This is a genomic window from Streptomyces sp. NBC_00466 (genome assembly GCF_041433995.1).
GTDB lineage: Bacteria > Actinomycetota > Actinomycetes > Streptomycetales > Streptomycetaceae > Streptomyces.
In genome coordinates this window covers 3,346,724-3,360,458 of the sequence record NZ_CP107896.1, presented here as the reverse complement: position 1 = coordinate 3,360,458, position 13,735 = coordinate 3,346,724, and the positions used below count along the sequence as shown (strand labels likewise).

Sequence of the window (13,735 nt, the reverse complement as noted above, 5' to 3'; positions counted from 1 at the left end):
TGTGATGTGAAGCGGTTTTTACGGTGGGACGTTCTACGTACTTTTCACATGATGCGGATGGGGTCCGGACAGACAGGGACCAACGCACAGGAAGTGGTGTTCTTCGGATGAACACCACCCGGTTGGCCCCTCCCGGGTGGGCAGATTTCCGCTGACGGGTTCCGATGGGATGTCAGATGTGTGCGTGTCAGGCGAAGGAGCGTCATGTCCCAGGCAACGGATCCCGGCCCCCGGAAGGGCCGCCTGCGCCCCCGCAGGAAGGCCACCCGCGCGGTGCTCGCGGCCCTCCTGGCCTGCGTCGGAGCCCTCGGCTGGTCCGTGAGCAGCGCCCTGACCTACCCGGGCGACGACAGCACGGCAGCACGGCTCGCGGGCTGGGCCCGCGAGCACTACCTGGGCGTTGTGGTCGACAAGCTGGAGAACATCAGGTACGACCTCGACCCACCGAAGGTCGGCGGCGCCCTGTCGGCGGACGCCCAGGCCCGCATGAACCAGACCGCGGCCGCCCAGGCGCCCCCGCGCGGCGCCCACCCCGAGGTACCACTGCGCACCCCGATGCGCCCGATGGTCTCACCGGCGCTCAAGGGCGAGGGCGTCTACCGCACGCTGGCCAGCGACAGCAAGGGGCGGCCGATCGTGCAGGGGACGTACGTGCGGCCCGACGCGTCGCACACGTCGTACGAGGCGGCCGTCGCCTGGATCAACACCAAGAACGCGCGCTTTCAGCTCCACCCGGGCGTACGGGAGCCCGGCGGCACCTTCTCGGTGCCGCCGAACATCCCCAAGGGACAGCGCACCGGACTCGTCGCCACCTGGAACGGCGGCTTCAAGATCACCGACGGCGGCTCCAACGGTGGCTTCTACCTCAACGGCCGTACCGCCGGATCGCTCCGCAACGGCGCCGCTTCCGAGGTCTTCTACCGCGACGGTTCGATCAAGCTCGGCGTCTGGGGCCGCGACGTACGGATGACACCGGACGTCGTCGGCGTACGCCAGTGCCTGGAGCTGATGGTCGACGGCGGGAAGGTCGTCCCGGACATCGACAGCGACTCCAAGTGGGGCGCCACCGACCAGAGCAAGATGTTCGTGGAGCGCTCGGGCGTGGGTGTCACCGCCAAGGGCGACGTCATCATGGTGGTCGGCCAGGCACTGACGGCCCACACGCTCGCGGACCTGATGCAGCGCGCCGGCGCCGTACGCGCGATGCCGCTCGACATGAACCGCGCCTGGCCGTCCTTCATGAGCTACGACGGCAAGGCCGACCCCGCCAACCCGAAGCCGACGAACATCCTCGACTTCGAGAACCCGCCGGAGCGCTACTACAACCAGGCGACGCGGGACTTCGTGGCGGTCTACTCGCGCTGAGGGGGAGAAGGCCCACGGTGGAGAGGGATGCTGAAGGGGCGCCCCCGTGAACGGGAGCGCCCCTTCGACCTGCAAGCGGTGGGTGTGGGATTTGAACCCACGGTGACTCTCGCCACGACGGTTTTCAAGACCGTTCCCTTAGGCCGCTCGGGCAACCCACCCCGCATCACCCCGTCGGGGTGATGCGGGAAACAGACTAGCGCGTCAGCTGTCGCCCTTGCGCTGGCCCAGGGTGACCTCGACCGTGTGCTCCTTGCCGTCGCGCTTGTAGGTGAGCTGGACCTTGTCGCCCGGCTTGTGCGTCCAGATCGTGCCGATCAGGGTCGGGCCGCTGTCGATCGCCGTGCCGTCCAGCTTGGTGATCACGTCGCCGGGCTTGAGGCCGGCCTTGGCCGCAGGGCCGTTGGCCGCGACCGAGGCCGTGCCGCTCGCGCCCTGGTCGGAGATCTTGGCACCGTTGCCCTGCTCGTCCATCGCGACCGTGGCGCCGATCACCGGGTACACCGGCTCGCCTGTCTTGATCAGCTGCTGGGCGACGTTCTTCGCCTGGCTGATCGGGATGGCGAAGCCCAGGCCGATCGAGCCGGCCTGCGAGTCGCCGCCGAGGCTGCCGCTGCTGGCCGACTGGATGGCCGAGTTGATACCGATGACCGCGCCGCGGTCGTCGAGCAGCGGGCCACCCGAGTTGCCCGGGTTGATCGAGGCGTCGGTCTGCAGGGCGCTCATGTACGAGGCCTTGCTGCCCGAGCCGTCGCCCGAGGCGACCGGGCGGTTCTTGGCGCTGATGATGCCGGTCGTCACCGTGTTGGACAGGCCGAACGGCGCACCGATCGCGATGGTCGAGTCGCCGACCGCCACCTGGTCGGAGTTGCCGAGCTCCAGCGGGGTCAGCCCGGAGGGGGCGTTCTTGAGCTTGACGACGGCCACGTCGTAACCCTGCGCCCGGCCGACCACCTCGGCGTCGTACTTCTTGCCGTTGGAGAACGTCGCCGTCAGGGTGCCCCCGTCGGCCGCCTCCGCCACCACGTGGTTGTTGGTGAGGATGTGGCCCTGGGTGTCATAGATGAAGCCGGTGCCCGTGCCGCCGTCGCCGTTGCCGCTCTTCGCCTCTATGGTCACCACGCTCGGCAGCGCCTTGGCAGCGATGCCCGCCACGGTGTTCGGGGAGCGCTTGACGTCCTGCGCCTTGCCGGGCGCCGACACGGTCGTCGAGCCCGTCGCGTTGTCGCTGTGCTCGGCGGCGAAGTACCCGATGCCGCCGCCGATACCGCCCGCGACCAGCGCCGCGACGACCACCGCTGCGATCAGACCGCCCGCGCGCTTCTTCGGCGCGGCGGGCGGAGCCGGTACGGGCGCACCCCATACGGGGCCGCCGCCTTCCCCGTATCCACCGTTGCCGCCGCCCCCGTACACGGGAAACGACGGCGGCGGCGGGGGCCAGCCGGCGTCCGCGGCCCGGACGGGCTCGGGCGCGTCGGTGGGCACCGGCCCGGGGAGCTGCGCAGTGGCTTCGGTGGCGGAAGCGGGCGTGCCCTCAGGAGCGGCAACCGGCACGGGAGGTGCGGACGGGGCGGGTGGTGCGGTCTCGGCCGCCGTGCCCTCGGTGCCCTCGTTCTCGGTGCTCACAGCTCTTTCTCCTCGGTTCCACGTCGTCTCGGTCAGAGTCCCGCTGTGCAAGTGTCTGCGGACAGCTTTTCCCACAGCACGTCGGGGCACTGTAAACGGGAGCTGTGCGTCTTCGGCTTATCAGTGGGTCGTCCTGCTGGGTCGTTCTACTGCGTCGTTCTGCGGTTGTCCTTCGGGTTGTCCCACTGACCTTCTCCCCGCCCGCTCCCCGCACATCCTTTATTTCGGATGAGAAGCATGAGAGGGGTGAGCCGCCCGCACCTTCACACACCTGCCCACACTCTTCTGCGTCCTCCTACCCCGCCACGGTGGCACCATGACGCGGTGACCCATGTACGACAGCACAGCATCCAGGTCGTCGCTCACCGTGGGGCGTCCGAGGACGCCCCCGAGCACACCCTCGCCGCGTACATGCGCGCCATCGAGGACGGCGCCGACGCTCTCGAATGCGACGTGCGGCTCACCGCCGACGGCCATCTCGTCTGTGTGCACGACCGCCGGGTGAACCGCACGTCCGACGGCCGCGGTGCGGTCTCCGCTCTGGAGCTGTCCGATCTCGCCGCCCTCGACTTCGGTTCCTGGCGGGACTGGAAGGACCCGGAGGAGTCCCCGGACTGGGACCGGGAGAGTACGTCCGTACTCACCCTGGACCGGCTGCTGGAGCTGGTCCACGACTCGGGCCGCCGGGTGGAGCTGGCCATCGAGACCAAGCACCCCACCCGGTGGGCCGGCCAGGTGGAGGAGAAACTGCTCGCGTCGCTGGCGCGTTTCGGCCTGGACTCGCCGTCGCCGGGCGACTCGTCGCCCGTAAGGATCATGAGCTTCTCGGCCCGCTCGCTGCACCGGGTCGCCGCCGCCGCGCCCGCCATCCCCACCGTCTATCTGCTGCAGTTCCTCTCACCGCGGCTGCGCGACGGCCGGCTGCCCGCCGGTGCCGGGATCGCCGGTCCCGGTATGCGGATCGTGCGCAACCATCCCGGCTACGTCGAGCGGCTGCACCGGACCGGGCACCAGGTGCATGTGTGGACCGTGAACGAGCCCGAGGACGTCGCGCTCTGCGCCGAGCTGGGCGTGGACGCAATCATCACCAACCGCCCGAAGCAGGTTCTGTCCCAACTGGGCCGCCTTTAGCGCTGGTTAGTCATGATTGGCACCCTGTGGCTGACTAGTCCCTTTTAATCCGATTCAATCCCTATTAATGCTGTCACAGGGAGTGCACCGGCGCGTTCGGTCCGTATTCGAGCACGTCGAGTGCGTCACCGGGCCCCCTTTGGCCGGTTTCCGGTCCAGTACACCGGGGCATCCAATCGGTGGCGTGGGGGCAAAGGAGGTCTCGGGGGTGGCGTTGGTGGTGGCACAGGAAGTGCCCGCGTCGTCGAGCATGGCCGTACCCCATGGCCCTGCGGGCGTGGGAGAAGCGAGACACCGGATGCGCGATCAGCTGCGCAGGACCGGGGTGTCCGACTCGGTCGTCGACGACGCCGTACTGATCCTTTCCGAACTGCTCAGCAACGCCTGCCGGCACGGCAGGCCGCTGGGCCGGACGGAGATCGGCGACGGCGACGTCCGGGCTGCTTGGCGCGTGGACAAGGCAGGCAGACTGACCGTGGAAGTGACGGACGGGGGCGGTCCGACCCGACCGGTTCCAGCCACTCCGTCGGTCACGGCACGAGGTGGCCGCGGACTCAACATCATCAGTGCGCTGGCCCAGGAGTGGGGCGTACGGGACAACGCGTCGGGCGAAGTGACCGTCTGGGTGCTCCTCACCGAGGCGCGTCGCGAGGACTTCACCGTCGGCGGGCCCGTCGGCAGGCCCACCGGCGGGCGGGACTTCCCGGCCCCGGCCGCGTCGGCCGTGCCGGCTGTCGCGGGCTTCCCGGAGTTCGCCGAGGTCTCCGACTTCCCTGACGTCTCGGTCCCGGACGTCTTCGACGGAGTCGACTGATCCGGCGCCGGACGGGTGGGGAGCGGCGGTCCGGTCTCCGTGAGCCCCCGCACGATCGGGCGGACATCCCATAGGCTCGCGCCACACACAGGACCAGCGCAGTCGGGAGAGAGCCGCACCATGGCGAAGAAGCGTCCTCAGACGAAGGCCCCTCACGGAACCAACGGGGCCCGCTCCGCAGGCGCCGCTGAGCACGTCCCCGTGGTCGGGGCCCGTGAGCCCTGCCCCTGCGGCTCCGGCCGCCGCTACAAGGCCTGTCACGGCCGGGCTGCCGCACATGCCGTGGCCGAGCTGGTCCAGCGCCCCTTCGAGGGTCTGCCCGGTGAGGGCGACTGGGTCGCGCTGCGCGAACTGGTGCCGGCGGCGACCGTGGAGCTCACCCTCAAGGGCGGGCTGCCCGACGGCGTGCCGTCCGTGACGCTCGCGACCGTGCTGCCGATGGCCTGGCCCGCGCTGCGGCGTGACGACGGCTCCGTCCTGCTCGGCCTGCAGAACGACACCCCGTCCGGCGACCTCAGCCGCGACCTGGCCGACACCCTCCAGCGGGCACTGGCCGCCGAGCCCGGCACCCCGGTCGCGGGCCGGCAGGCCGCACCCGACGGGCCCCGGCTCCAGGACCTGTTGGACCCAGGCGCCCCCTTCGCGCCGGTGGTGCACCCCGGGTTCGAGTTCTGGGTGCCCGACTCGGAGAACGCCACCCCGGAGGTCTCCGCCTCGCTGGAGCGCGCGAACGAGGCGGTCATCCCCACCGTGCGGCTCGCCTCGGTGGACTCCGCGTACTGGTGCGAGACCCCCGACAAGAACCATCTGCGCTGGGTGATGCTCCACCCCGAGGAGCAGCTGCTGGACGCCCTGGCCCGGCTGCACGCCGCGGGCACCTCCTCGCTCGGCGCCGGCACCAGGCTGGTCGGGTCCTTCCGGGCGCACGGGCTCACCGTGCCGGTCTGGGACCTGCCGAGCGCGATGAACGCCGAGGAATGCGAGAAGCCCGCGGCCGAGTTCGCGGAACGGCTCGCCGGGGCTCTGGCCGCCAACTCTCCGCTCACTCCGGAGGAGCGCCGGGCCCGCGGCGGTCTCACCAACCGCCAAGTGACGCTCAGCTGAGAGTGACGAGCCGGACGGAACAGCAGGTGACTCCAGTCACAACTGCCCGTACGCGCGGGTAAGTCGCTGTCCGAATACATGAGATCGAATTTGCGAACCGCCGATCTCTTGTTACCGTTCTAGTAGCCCGGTCGTTGGTGCATCCCCCGTCGCCAACGGCCGGGCCCTTCCATGCCCGGGTTGTCAATGCCCGGTGGGGAGCGCGGAGTTGCTTCCGGAGCAGACCCGCAGCGCGCCGCCCCGGCGCCGCCCGCCCCCGCGACACAAGCCGCTGGCTCCGCACTCCGTGCGCGTTCCGCACGCCGGTTCACGCGGGGCGCGAGTCCTTCCTGCGGAGCCGACCGCGCGGGCCGGCACCACGGTCCGGCCGCCCGGCGCCCTCACGGTGCGTACGCATACGGGCGTACGCACCAGGGTGCACGCGTGCGGGTGTACGCGTGCGGTGCGCCCCTCGGCCGTCAGTAGGCGAGCTTGCTGCCGCCACCGGGAGCGCCGGTGCTCGCCTCGACCAGCGCGTCCACCACCGCCTCGACATCCGGCAGCCAGGGCGCCGCCGTACCGCGAGCACCGACGGAGCCTCCCGCACCCGGCAGCGACCGTGCCGCCGGGGAAGGAGCCCGCTCCCACCAGACAGGACCCTTGCCCGTCTCGGAGGGCGGCAGCACCAGATAGCCGCCCTCGCCGTGGAACCGCAGCGAGCTGGGCACCCAGTCCTTGGCGTGCAGCAGTTCGCCGAGCCGTTCCAGCGAGTACGGGGCGACCAGCAGCGACCAGCGGGTGGGCGTCGCCACGACCGGCCCGATCCGCAGGTCCATCCGGTCGAGCTCCACCAGGGCGCGTGCGCCCGCGACGGCGGGCAGACTGAGCGCGCACGGCGCACGGCCTCCCGTCGCCATGACCACCGGGGCGTCGGGACGGCTGGTCCACCACCAGCGCACCATGCGCTCGTCCGTGGTCGCCGCGAGGAGTCCCGGGTCGAAGGGGTGTGCGCCGGGTACGACGCACTCGGGGTCGGGGCAGCCGCAGCTGCGCTCCCGGCCGGCGGAGGCGATGTGCCCCACGCCGGGAACGACGGGCCACTGCCAGCCGGTTGCGCAGGTCAGCGCCGCATCGAGCTGGGCGTGCCTCCCGCTGCGCCGGAACCGGAGTCCGCGTCGCCTTCCGAGGATCTCGCGCATGAGCGCTCGTTCCTTTCCGTTGAACGCCGAGGTCCGCATCGCGCCATGGATACGTCGCGTGACGGTACGTACACACGCTGCTGGCCTGCGGTGTTGATGACCGGCAGGGCGGAGCCTGGTCCGAGTTCACTGCTCAAGCATGGCCAGGGGTGGCGCGTGCGTGGCGCGTACTTGTCCCGTGCTGTGTGTGCTTGCTGTCTGTGCTGTGCGCTGTGCCGGTGAATCGCCGTGCCGCTGAATCGCTGTGCCACTGTGCCGCTTGTGCGAACCCCGCCATTCGGGGCTGAGGCGCGACCCACGGCGGTATAGACGCGCAGGCCTGCCGCCAGGTTCCGGGGCCGAGTCAACTGCCCCTGGTCATCACCGGTTACGTACCCACCGCAGTCGGTGTGACGCTCTGCCGAACGACCTCAGTCGACATCAAATAGCCGCACAGGGGGGCACTTTCCGGCCAAGTTGGTTATCTACTGGAGGGAGACAGTTTCCTCCCGTGGACACCAGGGACCCCAAGGGGACAATGCTGGACATCTCCTCGCTTCTGCGTGTACATGTGGATCCATTGATAGCTACGCAGAATGACATGAGGGTTTGCGATGCTATTGAGCGAAACACACCAGTCAGAAAGCCGGCTGCCATGAGCGCACCTCACCTGCCGAAAGTGGCTGGAATCGACTCCACAGTTCCGGCCCCCGCGCACACTGCCGCACCACTCCCCGCCCCCGTACCTGCCGCCGCCCCCGGCGCCCTCATCCAGGACCGGCTGGCGGGCTGGGTCTTCGACCTCACCACGCTGCACGAACTCACCGAACGGCTGGCCGCCACCAGCACCCTGGACGACGCGCTCCAGGAGTTCCTGCGGGCGGGCGCCTCACTGGTGGGCGCCCGCCGCGGCCTGGTCGTACTGGAGCCCGCGGGCGCCCCGGCACCGGACGGAGCGGCGTACGGCCCCTGCCCCGCCCGCACCGTCGGACTCGGGCTCACCCACGCCGAACTCGGCCACATCGAAACGGTTCCTCGCAGCATCACCGCGTACGGACGCATGCTCGAAGGCGACGGCACGGGCACGCCCCCCGGCGCACGCTCCGGCGCGGAGGACGGCACGCAGAACGGCACGCAGAACAGCGCGGGGAGCAGCGCAGGCAGTAGCGCGGGGAGCAGCACAGGGACCAGCGGGGAGAGCGGCGCCGACACCGCCCCCGCCGGCGGCATCGCCACCCCCGACATCCTCGGCGACAAGCAACTCGACCCGCGCCACCGCGAGGTCGCCACCCGCGTCGGCTACGCGGCCAGCTACGCCGTCCCGCTCTCGGCCGCGACGGCCGGGCCGCTCGGCGCGGCCGTCTGGCTCTACGACGAACCCGCCGTACCCGCGGAACGCCACCGCCGTCTCGTCGGCCTCTACACGCGGTACGCGAGCGAACACCTGGCCCGGCTGGTCGAACTGACCCGCGCCCGCGCCCGGGTGACCACCCTCACCGACGAACTGCTGCCCCGCCGGCTGCCCCGGGTGCCCGGAGTGCGGCTCGCCGCCCGCCACCGCACCGGGCCGCGCGGCGGCGGCGACTGGTACGACGCGCTGCGGCTGGCCGACGGCGCGCTCGGCCTCACCGTCGGATCGGTCACCGGCTCGGGCCCCGGTGCCACCGCCGCGATGGGACGGCTGCGGGCCGGGCTGCGGGCGTACGCCGTCATGGAGGGCGAGGACCCGGTGGCGGTCCTCTCCGACCTCGAACTGCTGCTGCGGCTCACCGAACCCGCCCGCTCGGCGACCGCGCTCTTCGCCTACTGCGAACCGGCACAGCGCAAGATCGTGCTGGCCGGCGCCGGCCACACCCCGCCACTGATCATCGGCGACCGGCGCACCGAGTTCGTCGAGACCTCGCTGTCGGCGCCGCTGGGGATGCTCTCCTGCTGGGAAGCGCCGAGCGTGGAGTTCTCACTCGCACCAGGAGAGACGGTTCTGCTCTGCACCGACGGGCTGCTGCGCCGCACCGGGGACTCCACGGACCGTGCGTTCGCCCGGCTCCACTCGGCGGCGGCGAACCTGCCCCGACCGCTGCGCGACGACCCTGCGGCAATCGCGGACCACGTCCTGCGGACTCTGCTGCCCGAAGGCCTCGACCAGCAGGAATGCGCCGAGGACCTGGTGATTCTGGCGGCCCGTTTCGACTGAGCTCCGGCCGGGTCCAGGGCAGTCCGGGTAAGAGGCCTTTCGGCACTGGGCCCCCTTCCGTACACCCGTACGATGGAGGGGGCCGGCTTCGTATCAAGGGGCCCAGCGTCGTATCAAGGAGACAGAAACGTGTCTGAGGAGCTCACACCGGAGACCCCGGAGACCGAGACCCCGGAATCCCCGGAGACCCCGGCGGCGGAGACCGTCAAGCCCCGGAAGAACGGCCTCTACCCAGCCGTGTCCGAGGAGCTCGCCGAGAACATGAAGTCCGGCTGGGCCGACACCGAGCTGCACGGCCTGGAGCCGATCGCCCAGGCAGCACACACCGCCACCCGCCGCGCCGCGCTCTCCGCGCGCTTCCCGGGTGAGCGCCTGGTGGTCCCGGCGGGCCGTCTCAAGACCCGCTCCAACGACACCGAGTACGCCTTCCGTGCCGCGAGCGAGTACGCGTACCTCACCGGTGACCAGACGCAGGACGGCGTCCTGGTCCTCGAACCGGCCGCGGACGGCGGGCACACCGCGACGATCTACCTGCTGCCCCGCTCCGACCGTGAGAACGGCGAGTTCTGGCTGAGCGGCCAGGGCGAGCTGTGGGTCGGCCGCAGGAACTCGCTCGCCGAGGCCGAGCAGCTGCTCGGGATTCCGGCGAAGGACGTCCGCGAGCTGCCCGCCGCGCTGACCGCGGCCACCGGGCCGGTCCGCGCAGTCCGCGGGTACGACGCGGACATCGAGTCCGCGCTGACCGACAAGGTCACCGCCGAGCGCGACGAAGAGCTGCGCGTCTTCCTCTCCGAGGCGCGCGCGGTGAAGGACGACTTCGAGATCGGCGAGCTGCAGAAGGCCGTCGACGCGACGGTGCACGGCTTCGAGGACGTCGTGAAGATCCTCGACAAGGCCGAGGCCACCTCCGAGCGCTACATCGAGGGCACCTTCTTCCTGCGCGCCCGCGTCGAGGGCAACGACATCGGCTACGGCTCGATCTGCGCCGCCGGCCCGCACGCGACCACGCTCCACTGGGTGCGCAACGACGGCGACGTCCGCCCCGGCGAGCTGCTGCTGCTCGACGCCGGTGTGGAGACGCACTCCCTCTACACGGCCGACGTGACCCGCACGCTCCCCATCGACGGCCGCTTCAACGCGCTGCAGCGCAAGATCTACGACGCGGTGTACGAGGCCCAGGAAGCCGGTATCGCGGCCGTCAAGCCCGGCGCCGCCTACCGCGACTTCCACGACGCGTCCCAGCGCGTACTCGCCGAGAAGCTCGTCGAGTGGGGTCTGGTCGAGGGGCCCGTGGAGCGGGTGCTCGAACTGGGTCTCCAGCGCCGCTGGACCCTGCACGGCACCGGCCACATGCTCGGTCTCGACGTCCACGACTGCGCCGCCGCGCGCACCGAGGCGTACGTCAACGGCACGCTGGAGCCCGGCATGTGCCTCACGGTCGAGCCCGGCCTGTACTTCCAGGCGGACGACCTGACGGTGCCTGAGGAGTACCGCGGCATCGGGGTCCGGATCGAGGACGACATCCTCGTCACCGCCGACGGCAACCGGAACCTGTCCGCGGGGCTACCGCGCCGGGCGGACGAGGTCGAGGCGTGGATGGCCTCGGTCAAGCAGGGCTGACCTTCCCGGCAGGCCCGACAGATCCAATGGACCCGTTGGACCCGGAAGAACCCGACAGACCCGCAGGAGCCGGGGACGCGCCGCTCAGAGCAGTACGGTCACGAGGCCCTGAGCAGCGCGTCCTCGCGCCATTTCAGGACCTTGTCGAAGCGCACCATCGCGCCGCGGCCCGGCCTGTTGCGGAAATCGGCGTGGTCGGAGAGTTCCGCGATCAGACCCAGGCCCCGGCCGCTCTCGGCGGAGACCGGCGCCGTCGGGTGTGCCAGTACGTTCTGCGGCGCGGTGCGGCGCTTCTGCCGTGCGGGAAAGCCCGGCCCGGAGTCAGTGACCTCGATCCGGCACCGCTCGCCGTCCAGGAACGCCGTCACCCGGTACCCCGGGGAAGTGGCGCCCGGTCCTCCGGTTCCACCGTGCTCCACCGCGTTCGCACAGGCTTCGCTGAGCGCGAGTGACAGATCGAAGGAGATGTCGGGGTCAACGCCCGCGGTCTCCATGGCACCGAGCAGAAGACGGCGGGCAAGCGGAACGCTCGCGGCTTCACGCCGCAAATGCAGAGACCACCAGATGCTCATGCTCCAGCCTCCTGGCTGCGGCTCGACATTACGGTTACGTATTGCCGCGGTACGGGGGGCGTAAGCACACAGTTGACGTGATAACGCTCATTCGGCGGACGCGCGTATCCCGTGCGCAGGTGTATCGCAGGTCCGGCGAGCGGACGTATATCGCGGGTCCGGCGTGGACACATCGCGGGTCCGGCGCAGATGTCCGCAGGTCCCGCGCGGGGCTGCCGCAGGTCCGGCGCTGGGGTGCCGCACGCGAATCGCGGGGCGTTCGCGGGCCGGCGGCAGGCATGTCCCGGGACCTCCAACGGCGCGCGCGGACTCACCGGGACGGATGCTGACCTTCCGGACCTGCCGTATGCGGGCCGCGGGCCCAGTGCGATGATGGCCCGGCCATGCTTACCTCTGCCGTACGCGCCGGAGCCGGTCCACGGCTCCTGAGGACCGCGGTCTTCACCGCGGTCTGCGTCGTGCTGGCCGGGGTGGGACACGCGCTGGCCTCCGGTGCGGCCGTCCCGTGGTGGCCGCTGGTACTCGGGTTCGCCGGACTGTTCGTCGTGGCCGCGCCCTTCGCCGGGCGGGAGCGCTCGCTGCCCGGCATCGCCGCGGCACTGACCGTGGGCCAGCTCGCACTGCACACCGTGTTCGGGCTCGGCCAGCACGGTGCCATGGCGATGGGCTCCATGAACACGACGGCCACAACGGGCGGTACGGGCGAGCCCGCGGGCGACACCTCCGCCCTGGTCCTGCTCGCGGGGAAGCTGGTCTGCGGCGCCGGGGCCGCCCCGCTGAGCGCGGCCAAGGCCCACAGCATCGTCACCGCGGCAGGCGTCGACCCGTCGGCGAGCGCCGCCCAGACCGCACCGCACCACATGGCGGGGGGCGCGGCCTCGACGAGCCTCTTCATGCTGCCGAGCCTTCCCATGGTGCTCGGCCATCTGCTGGCAGCCCTGGCGACCGGCTGGGTGCTGCGGCGCGGCGAGATCGCGCTGTTCCGGCTGACCCGGCAGTCGCACGGTGTCGCCGAGGGGGCGCTCGTACGCAATCTGCGCGCCGCGCTCGCGCTGGTACGCGCCTTGCGTTCCGGACTACCGGCAGCGCCCGCCCAGGGGCCGCGCGCCGGGTACGCACCTCTCCCCGCGCCCCTGTGGACGGCGGGCGAAGCACTCCAGCACACGGTGATCAGGCGCGGTCCGCCCGCCGCATACGCGTTCGCAGCCTGACGCGGCACCGCCCCACGCGAGAAGCGACGGGAGCGGGTGCCGTGCTGTCCGCGCGCACCGGCGCGCGGGCTGCCACCCTTCCTTACGCACCGTGGAGTGTGTTCCTCATGAGCATCAACCCGCTGAACGCCGACCTGCTGGGCAACACCCGTCAGGGCACCGGCAGTCAGAGCACCGAGGGCCAGAGCACCGAGAGCCGGGGCCCCGGCCGTACCCGCCGTATCGCCGTGGTCGGTGGCATCGCCGCCACCTCCGTCCTGCTGCTGTCGGGTACCGCCTTCGCGCACGTCACCGTCCAGCCGCAGGGCGACGCGGCCAAGGGCGGCTACGCGACGATCGCGTTCAAAGTGCCCAACGAGCAGGACAACGCGTCGACCACCAAGGTCGAGGTCAACTTCCCGGCCGACCACCCGCTCGCCTCGGTGATGCCGGAGCCCGTGCCGGGCTGGAAGGTCGACGTCACCACGTCGAAGCTGCCCAAGCCGCTGACCATCGAGGGCAAGCAGATCGACAAGGCGGTCACCAAGGTCACCTGGACCGGGGGGAAGATCGAGCCCGGACAGTTCCAGCAGTTCCCGCTGTCCGTCGGCCAGCTGCCCACCAACACCGACCAGCTGACCTTCAAGGCTCTGCAGACGTACTCCAACAAGGAGGTCGTGCGCTGGATCGAGGAGCAGAAGCCGGGCGCCGCCGAGCCGCAGAACCCCGCGCCGGTGCTCAAGCTGACCCCGGCCGCCGATACGACGGACAGCGCGTCCGGCGCCACATCCGCACCGGGCGGCAACGGCGCGCCCGCCAAGACTGCCACCGCCTCGTCTTCGGACGGCAGTGACAACACCGCCAGGATCCTCGGGGTCATCGGCATCGTCATCGGCATCGCGGGCGTCGCCTTCGGTGTCCTCGCCGGCCGCCGCCGTACCGCCTGACGGGCCCCTACCCTC

10 protein-coding genes, 1 tRNA gene and 1 pseudogene are annotated in these 13,735 nt (G+C 71.0%); 8 read left to right on the top strand and 4 right to left on the bottom strand.

Annotated elements, in window-relative coordinates; genetic code table 11:
• Window positions 1-204 precede the first annotated feature (204 nt).
• The gene (locus OG210_RS14870; protein WP_328328791.1) at window positions 205-1,365 is read left to right on the top strand and encodes a phosphodiester glycosidase family protein; all 1,161 of its coding nucleotides are present in this window, start codon (window positions 205-207) and stop codon (window positions 1,363-1,365) included.
• A 76-nt stretch (window positions 1,366-1,441) separates the two neighbouring features.
• Here the strand turns inward: OG210_RS14870 and OG210_RS14865 are convergent.
• Together OG210_RS14865 and OG210_RS14860 are read right to left on the bottom strand one after the other, a co-directional pair.
• Window positions 1,442-1,526: transfer RNA gene (locus OG210_RS14865), tRNA-Ser, on the bottom strand.
• Between the two features lie 43 nt (window positions 1,527-1,569).
• Entirely contained in the window at window positions 1,570-2,991 is a 1,422-nt protein-coding gene (locus OG210_RS14860; RefSeq protein ID WP_371536938.1) for a S1C family serine protease, read from the bottom strand.
• 324 nt (window positions 2,992-3,315) lie between these two features.
• On the opposite strand from OG210_RS14860, the gene OG210_RS14855 reads away from it, so the two are divergent.
• The 3 genes and pseudogenes from OG210_RS14855 (at window position 3,316) to OG210_RS14845 (ending at window position 6,040) form a co-directional block, all read left to right on the top strand.
• On the top strand, window positions 3,316-4,122 hold the full coding sequence (locus OG210_RS14855; RefSeq protein WP_328328795.1) for a glycerophosphodiester phosphodiesterase: 807 nt from the start codon (window positions 3,316-3,318) through the stop codon (window positions 4,120-4,122).
• A gap of 120 nt (window positions 4,123-4,242) precedes the next feature.
• Window positions 4,243-4,936 (top strand): annotated as a pseudogene (locus OG210_RS14850) (ATP-binding protein).
• 120 nt (window positions 4,937-5,056) lie between these two features.
• The gene (locus tag OG210_RS14845; protein ID WP_328328797.1) at window positions 5,057-6,040 is read left to right on the top strand and encodes a DUF5926 family protein; all 984 of its coding nucleotides are present in this window, start codon (window positions 5,057-5,059) and stop codon (window positions 6,038-6,040) included.
• A 458-nt stretch (window positions 6,041-6,498) separates the two neighbouring features.
• Here OG210_RS14845 and OG210_RS14840 read toward each other — a convergent pair whose 3' ends face one another.
• Complete coding sequence (locus OG210_RS14840) at window positions 6,499-7,218, bottom strand: bifunctional DNA primase/polymerase (RefSeq protein ID WP_328328799.1); 720 nt, start codon at window positions 7,216-7,218, stop codon at window positions 6,499-6,501.
• 517 nt (window positions 7,219-7,735) lie between these two features.
• Here OG210_RS14840 and OG210_RS14835 point away from each other — a divergent pair.
• Both OG210_RS14835 and OG210_RS14830 read left to right on the top strand, forming a co-directional pair.
• A complete protein-coding gene (locus OG210_RS14835; RefSeq protein WP_371540297.1) occupies window positions 7,736-9,391 on the top strand; it encodes a PP2C family protein-serine/threonine phosphatase in 1,656 nt (551 codons plus the stop codon).
• 129 nt (window positions 9,392-9,520) lie between these two features.
• A complete protein-coding gene (locus tag OG210_RS14830) occupies window positions 9,521-11,011 on the top strand; it encodes an aminopeptidase P family protein (RefSeq protein ID WP_328328801.1) in 1,491 nt (496 codons plus the stop codon).
• A 98-nt stretch (window positions 11,012-11,109) separates the two neighbouring features.
• Here OG210_RS14830 and OG210_RS14825 read toward each other — a convergent pair whose 3' ends face one another.
• Window positions 11,110-11,583: an ATP-binding protein gene (locus tag OG210_RS14825; protein ID WP_328328804.1), complete on the bottom strand. Its 474-nt coding sequence runs from the start codon at window positions 11,581-11,583 to the stop codon at window positions 11,110-11,112.
• Window positions 11,584-11,966: 383 nt separating this feature from the next.
• Here OG210_RS14825 and OG210_RS14820 point away from each other — a divergent pair, with 383 nt between their 5' ends.
• Both OG210_RS14820 and OG210_RS14815 read left to right on the top strand, forming a co-directional pair.
• On the top strand, window positions 11,967-12,794 hold the full coding sequence (locus OG210_RS14820) for a hypothetical protein (RefSeq protein ID WP_328328806.1): 828 nt from the start codon (window positions 11,967-11,969) through the stop codon (window positions 12,792-12,794).
• A 107-nt stretch (window positions 12,795-12,901) separates the two neighbouring features.
• A complete protein-coding gene (locus OG210_RS14815; RefSeq protein ID WP_328328808.1) occupies window positions 12,902-13,720 on the top strand; it encodes a YcnI family protein in 819 nt (272 codons plus the stop codon).
• Window positions 13,721-13,735 lie beyond the last annotated feature (15 nt).

Coding starts and splice junctions, on each gene's coding strand:
- OG210_RS14870 (WP_328328791.1), top strand. CDS start 205: ATGTCCCAGGCAACGGATCCCGGCCCCCGGAAGGGCCGCCTGCGCCCC.
- OG210_RS14845 (WP_328328797.1), top strand. CDS start 5,057: ATGGCGAAGAAGCGTCCTCAGACGAAGGCCCCTCACGGAACCAACGGG.
- OG210_RS14840 (WP_328328799.1), bottom strand. CDS start 7,218: ATGCGCGAGATCCTCGGAAGGCGACGCGGACTCCGGTTCCGGCGCAGC.
- OG210_RS14835 (WP_371540297.1), top strand. CDS start 7,736: ATGCTGGACATCTCCTCGCTTCTGCGTGTACATGTGGATCCATTGATA.
- OG210_RS14825 (WP_328328804.1), bottom strand. CDS start 11,583: ATGAGCATCTGGTGGTCTCTGCATTTGCGGCGTGAAGCCGCGAGCGTT.
- OG210_RS14820 (WP_328328806.1), top strand. CDS start 11,967: ATGCTTACCTCTGCCGTACGCGCCGGAGCCGGTCCACGGCTCCTGAGG.
- OG210_RS14815 (WP_328328808.1), top strand. CDS start 12,902: ATGAGCATCAACCCGCTGAACGCCGACCTGCTGGGCAACACCCGTCAG.